12 protein-coding genes are annotated in these 12,911 nt (G+C 68.7%); 11 read left to right on the top strand and 1 reads right to left on the bottom strand.

Features of this window, described 5'->3' with window-relative positions:
- Positions 1-64 precede the first annotated feature (64 nt).
- From JDV09_RS22570 to JDV09_RS22560, 3 genes are all read left to right on the top strand, one after another.
- A complete protein-coding gene (locus tag JDV09_RS22570; RefSeq protein ID WP_221371403.1) occupies positions 65-1,891 on the top strand; it encodes an alpha/beta hydrolase family protein in 1,827 nt (608 codons plus the stop codon).
- A gap of 87 nt (positions 1,892-1,978) precedes the next feature.
- On the top strand, positions 1,979-2,182 hold the full coding sequence (locus tag JDV09_RS22565; RefSeq protein WP_221371373.1) for a hypothetical protein: 204 nt from the start codon (positions 1,979-1,981) through the stop codon (positions 2,180-2,182).
- A 36-nt stretch (positions 2,183-2,218) separates the two neighbouring features.
- Positions 2,219-2,374, top strand: coding sequence for a hypothetical protein (locus tag JDV09_RS22560; protein ID WP_221371372.1), 156 nt, complete (start codon positions 2,219-2,221; stop codon positions 2,372-2,374).
- 15 nt (positions 2,375-2,389) lie between these two features.
- Here JDV09_RS22560 and JDV09_RS22555 read toward each other — a convergent pair whose 3' ends face one another.
- On the bottom strand, positions 2,390-2,998 hold the full coding sequence (locus tag JDV09_RS22555) for an SACE_7040 family transcriptional regulator (RefSeq protein WP_221371371.1): 609 nt from the start codon (positions 2,996-2,998) through the stop codon (positions 2,390-2,392).
- A gap of 104 nt (positions 2,999-3,102) precedes the next feature.
- Between JDV09_RS22555 and JDV09_RS22550 the strand changes: the two genes are divergently transcribed.
- The 8 genes from JDV09_RS22550 to JDV09_RS22515 all read left to right on the top strand — a co-directional run bounded on the left by JDV09_RS22550 (position 3,103) and on the right by JDV09_RS22515 (position 12,860).
- Positions 3,103-4,653, top strand: a complete 1,551-nt coding sequence (locus tag JDV09_RS22550; RefSeq protein ID WP_221371370.1) for a carboxyl transferase domain-containing protein — start codon at positions 3,103-3,105, stop codon at positions 4,651-4,653.
- Positions 4,654-4,657: 4 nt separating this feature from the next.
- The gene (locus JDV09_RS22545) at positions 4,658-6,655 is read left to right on the top strand and encodes an acetyl/propionyl/methylcrotonyl-CoA carboxylase subunit alpha (RefSeq protein WP_221371369.1); all 1,998 of its coding nucleotides are present in this window, start codon (positions 4,658-4,660) and stop codon (positions 6,653-6,655) included.
- Between the two features lie 30 nt (positions 6,656-6,685).
- Positions 6,686-7,846 (top strand): acyl-CoA dehydrogenase family protein, encoded by a 1,161-nt coding sequence (locus JDV09_RS22540; protein ID WP_221371368.1) that lies wholly within the window; start codon positions 6,686-6,688, stop codon positions 7,844-7,846.
- Positions 7,843-8,349, top strand: a complete 507-nt coding sequence (locus JDV09_RS22535; RefSeq protein ID WP_308124209.1) for a MaoC family dehydratase — start codon at positions 7,843-7,845, stop codon at positions 8,347-8,349. Before JDV09_RS22540 ends, JDV09_RS22535 begins: the two co-directional genes overlap by 4 nt.
- The gene (locus JDV09_RS22530; protein WP_221371367.1) at positions 8,346-9,170 is read left to right on the top strand and encodes an HpcH/HpaI aldolase/citrate lyase family protein; all 825 of its coding nucleotides are present in this window, start codon (positions 8,346-8,348) and stop codon (positions 9,168-9,170) included. Before JDV09_RS22535 ends, JDV09_RS22530 begins: the two co-directional genes overlap by 4 nt.
- 97 nt (positions 9,171-9,267) lie before the next feature.
- A complete protein-coding gene (pdhA, locus tag JDV09_RS22525) occupies positions 9,268-10,344 on the top strand; it encodes a pyruvate dehydrogenase (acetyl-transferring) E1 component subunit alpha (RefSeq protein ID WP_255605863.1) in 1,077 nt (358 codons plus the stop codon).
- A 192-nt stretch (positions 10,345-10,536) separates the two neighbouring features.
- A complete protein-coding gene (locus JDV09_RS22520) occupies positions 10,537-11,601 on the top strand; it encodes an alpha-ketoacid dehydrogenase subunit beta (RefSeq protein ID WP_221371365.1) in 1,065 nt (354 codons plus the stop codon).
- Positions 11,598-12,860, top strand: a complete 1,263-nt coding sequence (locus JDV09_RS22515) for a dihydrolipoamide acetyltransferase family protein (RefSeq protein WP_221371364.1) — start codon at positions 11,598-11,600, stop codon at positions 12,858-12,860. Before JDV09_RS22520 ends, JDV09_RS22515 begins: the two co-directional genes overlap by 4 nt.
- The last annotated feature ends 51 nt before the right edge of the window (positions 12,861-12,911 follow it).

Genomic DNA, 12,911 nt, shown 5'->3' with positions numbered 1-12,911 from the left:
CCGCCCAGACCGGGCACAATCGAGCATCGTGGGAGAACAGGTACGCCGGATCTACGGCGCGTCGATGTCGCCGGATGCGACGGCGTTCGCCCACCTGGTCGACGATGGCGGTTACCCGCGCGCGGTGCAGCGGTTCCTCAGGGGCTGGCGGGCGAGTTCGTGGCGCGACGTCGAACTGCCCGTGGAGGGCCCGGTGACCCGCGTCATACATTCGGCCGACGGGTACTGGCTGGCCTGCCAGGTCGCACCCGAAGGTGGAACCCGCAGCCAGATCTGGGTGGTGACAACCGATCCGGACGACCGCGATGCGCGACGGATCGACTACTGGCCGTCGGGTGTGGAGGGCACCGCCGAGTTGATCGGCTGGGACGGCGCGCAGGTCGCGGCGATCCTCACCGGTGAGGACGGTGTGGGCTCTTCGTGCCTGATCGACCCGTCGGGGCAGACGAGCATCGTGTTGGACCGGCGCTCCGGCGGCCGGCTGGTGGACGCCTGGGCGGGTGCGTCTCTGGTGCGCGTTGGCCCCCGCGGCTACCGCGACCTGATCATGCTGCGCGGGCTCACCGAGACCGCACTGCTGCCCTACGACCCGGGATCGACGACGGACACCGGCATCATCCTCGATGACCGCAGCCCGCGGCGGCTGCGGTCGGGTCCCGAAGGAGAGGTGCTCGAGCTCTATCAACCGGCCAAGGAGTACGGGCTCAACAGCACCGAAGGCTACGTGCGTGCCCTGATCCGCAGCGAAAACGGCGCCGAGCACGCCCGGCTCCTCGAGGTGACCGTTACCGCCGACGGCGTGGCCTACCAGGTACTCGCCGAGCGGCCCGGTTGCGAGCTCGACGAGTTCACCGTCAGCGACGACCTGTCCACGGTGGCGATGCTGTGGAACATCCACGGCGCCAGTGAATTACAGGTCCTCGAGTACGGCGACAACACGCTTTACGAGCCGATCCCGCTGCCGGGCCTGGTGGCCAGCGAGCTGAGCATCAGCGCGGGCGGGTCGATGGTGGCCCTGACGGTGGAGGGTCCGTCCAACCCACCCACGGTGGAGCTGGTCGACCCGCGTACCCGTGAATGGGAGCCGATCGACCGCAAACCCAGTACCGGTCCGCTGGCCGCCGACCCCACCTTGGAGACGGTCACCGCGCGCGACGGGCTGACGTTCTCCGGGTGGCTGTTCAGGCCACCTGCGGGGGTGCCGACCATCGGGGCGATGCTGTTCCTGCACGGTGGCCCCGAAGGTCAGGGCAGGCCGGGCTACAACGAGTTCTTCCCCGGGCTGCTCGACGAGGGCATCTGCGTTTTCCTGCCCAACGTGCGCGGTTCGGGTGGCTTCGGGCGCACGTTCATGCACGCAGACGACCGGGAGAAGCGCTTCGCGGCCATCGACGACGTCGCCGATGCGGCGAGCTTCCTGGTCGAAGGCGGCCACGCCCCAGCCGGGCGGGTGGCCTGCTGCGGCTGGTCCTACGGCGGCTACCTGACCCAGGCGGCGCTGGCCGTCCACCCCGACGAGTTCGCCGCGGGCATCAGCATCTGCGGTATGAGCGATCTCAACAGCTGGTACCGCACCACCGAGCCGTGGATCGCCGCCGCGGCCTACCCCAAGTACGGCCATCCGATCAGTGACCAGCAGCTGCTCGAAGACCTCTCCCCGCTGCCGAAGGTGGGCGCCGTGACGGCGCCGCTACTGCTCGTGCACGGCCTCAACGACACCAACGTGCCACCCACCGAGTCCCAGCAGATGTACGAGGCGCTGCGCGCCCTGGGTCGACGCACCGAGCTGGTGCAGTTCGACGACGACGGCCACGAGATCGACAAACGCGAGAACCGTGCGGTGCTGCTCAAGGCCATGACCGCCTGGCTCACCGAGGCTTTCGCAGATTGACCTGTGCCGGCACAGGTTTATCGGAATTGTCCGCCGGGTAGAACTCTGCTGCGCGCCGAGCGGGTGCGCGGACGGAGGAGGCAGGACATGCGAGGCATACTCGGCGTCGTTGTACTCGTCTGGTTGTTGATCGGCGTCTTCGCCGCTTACCAGCGGGATTACTTCGCTGGTGGTGAAACCAACTGCGCCACAGCGGGAAGTATCGCGCTCACGGTGGTGGTCGGACCGCTGAACTACGCGGGAGTCAATCCGAAAGTCACGGATTGCTCGATCCCGCAACCCAGTCAGTAATTCGCTGGCTGGATAACTGGAAAGAATGGAGTGGCCATGATCGTCCTCGGTGCGATCCTGCTGATCCTGGGTCTCGTTCTCGGAATGTCGATCCTCACCTACATCGGCGTCGTCCTGCTCGTGATCGGCGCGGTGTTGTGGGTGCTGGGTGCCGTCGGCCGTCCCGTCGGGGGCAGGAAAGTCTGGTATTAGCGCGTCGGCGCACAGTCAGCCGGCCGGGGTCAGCGCGGCGACCGTCATCGCTCTCAGGACGGATCGCGAGCTGGCCTCGGCCGCTTTCGTGCTCCCCGGTTTGACGCTGTGTGAGGTCGAGTTGAGCAGTCCGAACACCGCGTGCGCCATCAGACGCGCATCCGTCTCGGTCAGGTCCGGATCGCGCCGGCGCAGCACATCGACCCAGATCTCCACATACTGACGCTGGGCCCGGCGGACCTGGCGCTTGGCGGCCGGCGGCAGGTTGCCGAGGTCGCGGTCCTGGATGCGGATCAGGTCCGACTCGCCGAGCGCGAAGTCCAGATGGAAGTCGATGAGGCCCTGGAGCGTCGACTCGGCGTTCCCGGCCCGGCCGGCCACCACCGACGCGCCGGTGAGCAGTCGTGTGCTGATCCCCACCAGCAGTTCGGCCAGCAGGGCTTCCTTGTTGGGGAAGTGCCGGTAGATGGCGGGTCCGCTGACCCCGGCCGCTGCGCCGATGTCCTCCAGGCGCACCGCCAGGTAGCCGTGCTCGGCGATCAGCCGCTCCGCGGCCGCGATCAGCTGGCTGCGGCGATCGGACTTGGCCCTGCTCCGTCGGGAGGCGGCGTCGGCGGTGGTCATACCGAAACCTCCATCCGGTGTTGGACAATCCGAGTTAATAGTGACTAACATACCACCAGTTAGTTTCGATTAACTCAACTCAAACCGACCGAGGCGGATCACCGATGGCAGCGCGGACATCACATCGTGACGAGCACGTCGCATTGATGGAACAGTTGCGGACCAAGCTGGGCGCCGCCGCGCTCGGAGGACCGGAGCGGGCCCGGGAGCGCCACGTCAGCAGGGGCAAGCTGCTGCCGCGCGACCGGGTCGACGGTCTGCTGGACCCGGGCAGCCCGTTCCTCGAACTGGCCGCGCTGGCCGCCGACGGCATGTACGACGACGAGTGCCCCGGCGCCGGGATGATCGCCGGGATCGGGCGGGTGTCCGGCCGTGAGTGCATGATCGTGGCCAACGACGCGACCGTCAAAGGCGGTACCTACTACCCGATCACCGTCAAGAAGCACCTGCGCGCCCAGGAGATCGCCGCCCAGAACCTGCTGCCCTGCATCTACCTGGTGGACTCCGGGGGGGCCTTCCTGCCCCGGCAGGACGAGGTGTTCCCCGATCGCGAGCACTTCGGCCGCATCTTCTACAACCAGGCCACGATGAGCGCCCGGGGAATCGCGCAGATCGCCGCGGTGCTCGGCTCGTGCACCGCCGGCGGCGCGTACGTGCCCGCGATGAGCGACGAGGCCGTGATCGTGCGCAACCAGGGCACCATCTTCCTGGGCGGTCCGCCGCTGGTGAAGGCTGCCACCGGTGAGGTCGTCACGGCCGAGGAACTCGGCGGCGGCGATCTGCACTCCAAGGTCTCCGGAGTCACCGACCATCTCGCCCACGACGATCGCGACGCCCTGCGGATCGTGCGCCGCATCGTCGCGACGCTGGCACCGCGTGCCGATCCGCCGTGGACGGTGGCGCCCGCGGTGGCGCCCGTCGCCGACCAGAGTGAGCTCTACGACGTGGTACCGGTCGACTCGCGGGTGCCCTACGACGTGCACGAGGTGATCACCCGCATCGTCGACGGCGGAGAGTTCGACGAGTTCAAGGCCAATTACGGCACCACGCTGGTCACCGGTTTCGCGCGCATCCACGGACACCCGGTCGGCATCGTCGCCAACAACGGCGTGCTGTTCGGCGAATCCGCGGTCAAGGGAGCACATTTCATCGAGCTGTGCGACAAGCGGGTGGTACCGCTGCTGTTTCTGCAGAACATCTCGGGCTTCATGGTCGGTCGTGACTACGAGGCCGGCGGCATCGCCAAGCACGGTGCCAAGATGGTCACCGCGGTGGCATGTGCGCGGGTGCCGAAGCTGACGGTGGTGATCGGCGGGTCCTACGGCGCGGGCAACTACTCGATGTGCGGCCGGGCGTATTCGCCACGGTTCCTGTGGATGTGGCCCAACGCCCGGATCTCGGTGATGGGTGGTGAACAGGCGGCGTCGGTGCTGGCCACCGTCCGCGGCGAGATGACCGCCGAGGAGGAAGAGGCGTTCAAGGCTCCGATCCGGGCCCAGTACGAAGACCAGGGCAACCCGTACTACTCGACCGCCCGGCTCTGGGACGACGGGGTCATCGATCCCGCCGACACCAGAACGGTTGTCGGACTGGCGCTCTCGGTGGTCGGGCAGGCGCCGCTGGATCCGGTCTCCTACGGCGTTTTCAGGATGTGACGGGATGAAGAGACAACTGTTCGACACCGTTCTGGTCGCCAACCGCGGAGAGATCGCGGTCCGGGTCATCCGCACGCTGCGCGCCATGGGGATTCGCTCGGTGGCGGTGTTCAGCGACGCCGACGCGAACGCCCGCCATGTGGCCGAGGCCGACGTGGCGGTGCGGCTGGGCCCGGCGCCGGCGCGGCAGAGTTACCTGTCGATCGAGGCGTTGCTGTCGGCGATCGAGCGCACCGGTGCACAGGCGGTGCATCCCGGCTATGGATTTCTCTCGGAGAATGCGCATTTCGCGGCGGAGCTGGACAAGGCCGGTGTGGCATTCATCGGGCCGCCCGCCGCGGCCATCGAGACGATGGGCGACAAGATCGCTGCCAAGGCCGCCGTGTCGGCGTTCGGTGTCCCTGTGGTACCCGGCATCTCGCGCCCGGGACTCAGCGACGAGGAGTTGATCGCGGGGGCCGACCAGGTCGGCTACCCGGTGCTGGTCAAGCCGTCCGCCGGTGGCGGCGGCAAGGGGATGCGGATGGTCGAGCGTGCCGCCGACCTGCCGGCGGCGCTGACCTCGGCGCGCCGCGAGGCGGCATCGGCGTTCGGAGACGACACGCTGTTCCTGGAGCGGTTCGTGCTGAACCCCCGCCACATCGAGGTGCAGGTGCTCGCCGACACCCACGGCAACGTCGTGCATCTCGGCGAACGCGAGTGCAGCCTGCAGCGCCGCCACCAGAAGGTGATCGAAGAGGCGCCGTCCCCGCTACTGGACGCCGAGACGCGGGCCAGGATCGGCGCCGCGGCGTGCGACACCGCCCGCAGCGTCGACTACACCGGGGCGGGCACCGTGGAGTTCATCGTGTCGGCCGACCGCCCCGACGAGTTCTTCTTCATGGAGATGAACACCCGCCTGCAGGTGGAGCATCCGGTCACCGAGATGGTCACCGGCCTGGATCTGGTGGAGCTGCAGGTGCGGGTCGCGGCGGGGGAGGTGCTGCTGCTGAGCCAGGACCAGGTGCACCTGAACGGGCACGCGATCGAGGCGCGGGTGTACGCCGAGGACCCGGCGCGCGGCTTTCTGCCGACCGGCGGCGAGGTGCTCGCGTTGCGCGAACCGGCGGGCCCCGGTCTCCGTGTCGACTCCGGCCTGGCCGCGGGCACGGTGGTCGGAAGTGACTACGACCCGATGCTGTCCAAGGTCATCGCGCACGCGGCGGATCGACCGGCAGCGCTGCGCGAGCTCGACGGCGCGCTGGCCGGCACCGCGGTCCTCGGGCTGACCACCAACGTCGAGTTCCTGCGCTTCCTGCTGGCCGATCCCGACGTCGCTGCCGGCCGGCTCGACACCGGGCTGCTCGACCGTAGGCTGCCCGGCTTCTGCCCCGCCGAGCCCGGCGACGACGCGCTGATCGCCGCCGCGGCCTACCGGTGGATCCTGTCCTGGCCGGCGACCCCCGCCAGTCCGTGGGAGGTGCCGTCGGGCTGGCGGATCGCCGGCCGCGCGCCCATCCCGATCCGGCTACGGGCGGGCGAGCGCACCGACCACGTCTTCCTGACCGGCTCGCCGGAGCGGGCCACGGCCGTCGTCGAGGGCGGCGGCGAGGCCAGGGCGCTGACCGCGACGCTGGCGGGCGACCGGCTGACGGTCACCCTGGACGGCCTTCGCACGGAGTACCTCGTCGCTGAGGCGGATCACCAGATCTGGCTGGCCGGTGCCGGGAGCGTCGTGCTCGTTGAAGAGGTCCGCGAGGCGCCGGTGCGGCCCGACGACGAGCACAGCGGCGACGCCGAGCTGACCAGCCCGATGCCCGGTGCGGTGGTCGCGGTCGGGATCGAAGACGGGGGGATGGTGACGGCCGGCACGGTCGTGGTGACCGTCGAGGCGATGAAGATGGAACACGCACTTTCCGCACCCGTCGACGGTGTGGTGGAACTGCTGGTCGCCGCGGGCGAACAGGTGAAGGTGGGCCAGGTGCTGGCCCGGATAACGGCAACCAAGGAGCCGCAGGAATGACCATCCAGCGAGAAGCGGAGCGAATCGCGCATGAGCAATAGTCTGACGACCGGAACGCTGCCCGACCATTACGAGCAGCTGGCCAAGACCGTGCGCGACTTCGCTCAGAGCGTGGTCGCGCCGGTGTCGGCCAAACACGATGAAGAGCATTCGTTCCCGTACGAGGTGGTGTCGGGGATGGCCGACATGGGCCTGTTCGGCCTGCCGTTCCCCGAGGAGTACGGCGGCATGGGCGGTGACTACTTCGCGCTGTGCCTGGCCCTCGAGGAACTCGGCAAGGTCGACCAGAGTGTGGCGATCACCCTGGAGGCCGGCGTGTCGCTGGGCGCCATGCCGGTGTACCGCTTCGGCAACGAGGAGCAGAAACAGGAATGGTTGCCGCTGCTGGCCAGCGGCGAGGCGCTGGGCGCGTTCGGGCTGACCGAGCCGGGCGGCGGCAGTGACGCCGGAGCGACCAAGACCACCGCGAAGTTGGATGGGTCAACGTGGGTCATCAATGGCAGCAAGCAGTTCATCACCAATTCCGGCACCGACATCACCAAACTCGTCACCGTCACCGCGGTGACCGGGGAACGCGATGGGAGGAAAGAGATCTCGTCGATCCTGGTGCCGGTCCCGACGCCGGGGTTCACCGCCGAGCCCGCCTACAACAAGGTCGGCTGGAACGCCTCGGACACCCACCCGCTGAGCTTCGACGATGTTCGGGTGCCCGAGGAGAACCTGCTCGGCGAGCGGGGCCGCGGCTACGCCAACTTCCTGCGCATCCTCGATGAGGGCCGCATCGCCATCGCCGCGCTGTCGGTCGGCGCGGCGCAGGGTTGCGTGGACGAGAGCGTCAAGTACTCGAAGGAGCGCGAGGCCTTCGGCCGCGCGATCGGCACCAACCAGGCGATCGCGTTCAAGATCGCCCGGATGGAGGCCCGGGCCCATGTGGCGCGCGCGGCCTACTACGACGCGGCCTCACTGATGCTGTCCGGCAAGCCGTTCAAGAAGCAGGCCGCGATCGCCAAGCTGGTGGCCAGCGAGGCCGCGATGGACAACGCGCGCGACGCCACCCAGATCTTCGGCGGCTACGGCTTCATGAACGAGTACCCGGTTTCCCGGCACTACCGCGACAGCAAGATCCTCGAGATCGGTGAGGGAACGACCGAAGTGCAGCTGATGCTGATCGGCCGGGAGCTGGGCCTGTGAGTGGACAGGAGTCGGCCGACAAGAAGGTGATAGTTCAGCGTGGGCTGTGGTTCGAGGAGTTCGAGCCCGGGGTGATCTATCAGCACCGGCCGGGCCGCACCATCACCGAGGCCGACAACGTGCTGTTCACCACGCTGACGATGAACACCCAGGCGCTGCACCTGGACGCTGCGTTCTCCGACGCCCTGCCGCCGTTCAACCAGCGGCTGGTCAACTCGATGTTCACGCTGTCCACGCTGGTCGGCCTGTCGGTGGCGCAGCTGACCCAGGGCACCATCGTCGGCAACCTGGGCTTCGGCGAAGTGGCCTTCCCCAAGCCGCTGTTCCACGGTGACACGTTCTATGCCGAGACCGAGGTCACCGACAAGCGGGAATCCAAGAGCCGGCCCGGCGAGGGCATCGTGACGTTTGCACACACCGGCCGCAACCAGCACGGCGACGTCGTGGCCACGGCGTCGCGCAAGACCATGGTGCGCAAGCGCCCCCAGGAAGGTGGCCAATGACGGCGACGACGCTGGCCGCCGGTCCCGGTTGGCTGTTCTGCCCGGCCGACCGGCCGGAGCGGTTCGCCAAGGCCGCGGCCGCGGCCGATGTGGTGATCCTCGATCTCGAGGACGGGGTGGCCGCCAAGGACCGGCCGGCGGCCCGGCAGGCCGTGATCGACACGCCGCTGGATCCCGCGCGCACCGTGGTGCGGGTCAACCCGAGCGACACCCCGGATCATCAGCTCGATCTGGAGGCGCTGGCGCGCACCCCGTATTCGACGGTGATGCTCGCCAAGACCGAGGCGCCGGAGCAGGTCAGCGCGCTGGCCCCGCGGCAGGTCGTCGTGCTGATCGAAACGCCGCTGGCCGCGCTGCGGGTCGCCGAGTTGGCGGGTGTCGACAACACGTTCGCCCTGTTTTGGGGTGCCGAAGACCTGTTCGCCGTGCTCGGAGGCACCGCCAACCGGTATCCGGACGGCTCGTACCGCGAGGTGGCCCGCCATGTCCGGTCGCAGACCTTGCTGGCCGCGAAGGCCTACGGCCGGCTGGCGTTCGACTCGGTGTACCTCGACATCAAGGATCTCGACGGCCTGCGGGCTGAGGCCGACGACGCCGTGGCGGTCGGGTTCGACGTCAAGGTCGCCATCCACCCGACGCAGGTGGCCGTCGTGCGGGCCGCCTATGCGCCGACCGATGATCAGGTGGACTGGGCGCGGCGGGTGCTGGACACGGCGCGCCGAGAACGAGGCGTGTTCGCTTTCGAGGGCATAATGGTGGATGCCCCAGTGCTCCGGCGAGCAGAGCGCATCGTCCAGCTGGCGCCCCACCCCGGCGACTAGTTGACAGCCTCCCACCAGGGGATCTAGCTCTGACCGCCAGTGCGCTGAGCACCTCACGGACTGGCGGCCGAACATGCCGCCACCTGAAGGAGGCGGTATGGCCGATCCATGTGGGCTTTCTGGCCCCGTTCAACTCGTCGCGCCCGACGGTGCCCCCACCCCGTCCGGGGGCTACGGTCGCGACCTCCCGCCGGAGACGCTGAGCTGGCTCTACGAGCTCATGGTCGTCACCCGCGACGTGGATGCGGAGTTCGTCAACCTGCAGCGTCAGGGCGAGCTTGCGCTCTACGCGTCGTGTCGTGGGCAGGAGGCCGCCCAGATCGGTGCGGCGGCGTGCCTGCGCAAGAGTGACTGGCTGTTCCCGCAGTACCGCGAGCTCGGCGCCTACCTGCTGCGCGGGATCCCACCCGTCCAGGTCGGAGCGTTGTGGCGCGGATCGTGGCACGGCGGCCTCGGCTTCACCGACAAGTGTTGCGCGCCGGTCGCGATCCCGATCGGCACCCACGGGCTGCATGCCGTCGGCGCCGCGATGGCCGCCCAGCGGCTCGGGGAGGACTCGGTGACCGTAGCCTTCCTCGGCGACGGTGCCACCAGCGAGGGCGACGTCCACGAGGCGCTCAACCTGGCGGCGGTCTATCAGACGCCGTGCGTGTTCTTCGTGCAGAACAACCAGTGGGCGATCTCGGTGCCGGTCGAGCGTCAGGTGGCCGGACCGTCGATCGCCCATCGCGCCGCCGGGTACGGCATGCCCGGGGTGCGGGTGGACGGCAACGACGTACTGGCGTGCTTCGCGGTAATGGCCGAGGCGGCGAAGCGGGCCCGCAGCGGTGGCGGGCCCACGCTGATCGAGGCGATCACCTACCGGCTCGGGCCGCACACCACCTCCGACGATCCGACCCGGTACCGCAGCGCCGAGGAGGTCCGGGAGTGGGAGGAGCGGGACCCGATTCCGCGGTACCGGACCTATCTCCAGTCGATCGGCGTGCTTACCGACCGGCTCGAGGAGCGGGTGGCGGCACGCTCGAGGCGGTTGCGTGTGGAACTGCGCGACGCGGTCGTCGGTGCCCCCGACGGCGACGTCGCCGAGGTCTTCGACACCGTCTACGCCGACATCACCCCGGATCTCGTGCGTCAGCGCGATCAGCTGATGACCGAGCTGGCGAGGGAGGCCTGAGATGACACCGCGCACGCGAGGAGCAGAAAAGACACCCCGCACGCGAGGAGCAGAAAAGACACCCCGCACGCGAGGAGCAGAAAAGACACCCCGCACGCGAGGAGCAGAAAAGACACCCCGCACGCGAGGAGCAGAAAAGTCACCGCGCACGCGAGGAGCAGAGAAGACACCGCGCACGCGAGGAGCAGAATCATGACCCAGATGATGGATCGGCCCGCGGCGCACGGTGGTGAGCTGCCCGAGCCGCCACGGCTGCGCCTGCTGCCGACGGCCCAGGTGGAGACCCTCTCGATGGCGAACGCGATCAACCGTGCCCTGCGCGACGCGATGGCCGCCGACGAACGTGTGCTGGTCTTCGGAGAGGACGTCGCCAAGCTGGGCGGCGTGTTCCGGGTGACCGACGGTCTCGCCGAAACCTTCGGTGACACGAGGTGTTTCGACACCCCGCTGGCAGAGTCGGCGATCATCGGTATCGCGGTCGGTTTCGCGATCCGCGGTTTCGTCCCGGTGCCCGAGATCCAGTTCGACGGATTCGCGGCGCCGGCGTTCGATCAGATCGTCAGCCACCTGGCGAAGTACCGGACGCGTACACACGGGGACATCGACATGCCGGTGACTGTGCGCATTCCGTCGTTCGGCGGAATCGGTGCGGTGGAGCATCATTCGGAGTCCACCGAGAGCTACTGGGTGCACACCGCAGGGTTGAAGGTCGTCGTGCCGTCGACTCCGAACGACGCGTACTGGCTACTCAGGGATTCCATCGCGAGCCGCGACCCGGTGGTCTATCTGGAACCCAAGCGGCGGTACTGGGCGCGTGAGTCGGTCGACACGACGACGCCTGCGGATCCGATCGGGCGGGCCGCGGTGCGGCGCAATGGTACCGACGTCTCGGTGATCACCTATGGCTCACTGGTGCCGACCGCGCTGAACGCCGCGGAGATGGCCGCCGATGGTCACGGCTGGAGTGTGGAAGTGGTCGACCTGCGGTCCCTGAACCCGTTGGACTTCGACACCGTCGCGGATTCGGTCGGTAAGACGGGGCGCGCAGTGGTGATGCACGAGGGCGCGCGGACGCTGGGATTCGGCGCGGAGTTGGCCGCGCGCATCCAGGAGGAGCTGTTCTACGACCTGGAAGCCCCGGTGTTGCGGGCCACCGGATTCGACACCCCCTACCCGCCCGCCCGGCTCGAGAAGCTGTGGTTGCCGGGCCCGGACCGGCTGCTGGACTGCATCGAGCGCACGCTGGAGAAGCCATGACTGAGACGGTGCGGGACTTTCTGGTTCCCGATCTGGGTGAGGGCCTCGAGGATGCGACGGTCACCGAGTGGGCCGTGGCGGTCGGCGACCACGTCGAGCTGAACCAGCCGCTGTGCACGGTGGAGACCAACAAGGCGCAGGTCGAGATCCCGAGCCCGTATGCCGGCCGGGTGGTCGAACTGGGCGGTGCCGAAGGCCAGGTACTCGACGTCGGCGCCGTGCTGGTGCGGATCGCCACCCAGCCCGAGTCCGATGTCTCGCCCGAGGCCCGGCCCGAGTCCGATGTCGCGCCCGAGTCCGAGGCTGGGCCCGATGTTGCGCCCGTGCCCGATGACGTTTCGCCGCAGCCGATCCGGCGGCCCGTACTGGTCGGCTACGGTGCCGACGACGCCATGGACAGCAGCAGGCGAAGGCCCGTCAGGCGTCCGCGCGCGGCGCCGCGCACCCGTAAGCTCGCGGCCGACCTTCGGGTCGATCTCGCCCGGGTGCCCGCGTCGGGAGGCGAGTCGGTGATCACCCGGGAGGACGTGCTGGCCGCGGCGGAACGCGGCGCACCACCGAGCGGGACCGTTCCGGTGCACGGGGTGCAAGCGGCCATGGCGCACCGAATGTCGATGTCGCGCAAAGAGATCCCTGATGCACACACTCGGGTCGAGGTGGACTGCACGGGCCTGTTGCGAATGCGGGACCGGCTGCGCGAACAGGCCGATGCCGATGCGCCCGTCACACCGTTCGTGCTGGTGCTTCGGTTGCTTTCCATGACCCTGCGCCGACACCCGCGGCTGAACTCGACCTGGGTGGAGACCGCGGACGGTCCGCAGATCCACCTGCACTCGACCGTGCATCTGGGGTTCGGCGTCGCGGCGCCGCGCGGACTACTGGTGCCGGTGGTGCGTGACGCGGGGGAGAAGACGACGCGTGAGTTTGCCCGGGTGGTGGCCAGGCTGGTGGCGGAGTCGCGGGACGGCACCGTGAAACCGGCAGAGCTGCAAGGCTCGACATTCACCGTGTCGAACTTCGGGGCCTTGGGTTTGGACGACGGAGTGCCGGTGATCAACTATCCCGAGGCGGCGATCATCGGGATGGGTTCGATCAAGCCTCGCCCGGTGGTGGTGGACGGCGCGGTGGTGGCGCGGCCGACGATGGCGATGACGTGTGCCTTCGACCATCGGCTGGTCGACGGTGCGCAGGCTGCGGCGTTCCTTTGCGACCTGCGCGATCTGATCGAATCTCCCGAGCTGGCGTTGCTCGATCTCTAAGTCACCGGCGCTTGGCCGCAGCCAACCGCTCGGCGAACGCGGGGGACAGGA

The organism is Mycolicibacterium xanthum (assembly GCF_019710635.1).
In the GTDB taxonomy this organism is placed as follows: Bacteria; Actinomycetota; Actinomycetes; order Mycobacteriales; family Mycobacteriaceae; genus Mycobacterium; species Mycobacterium xanthum.
This window is presented reverse-complemented; position numbering and strand designations above follow the sequence as displayed.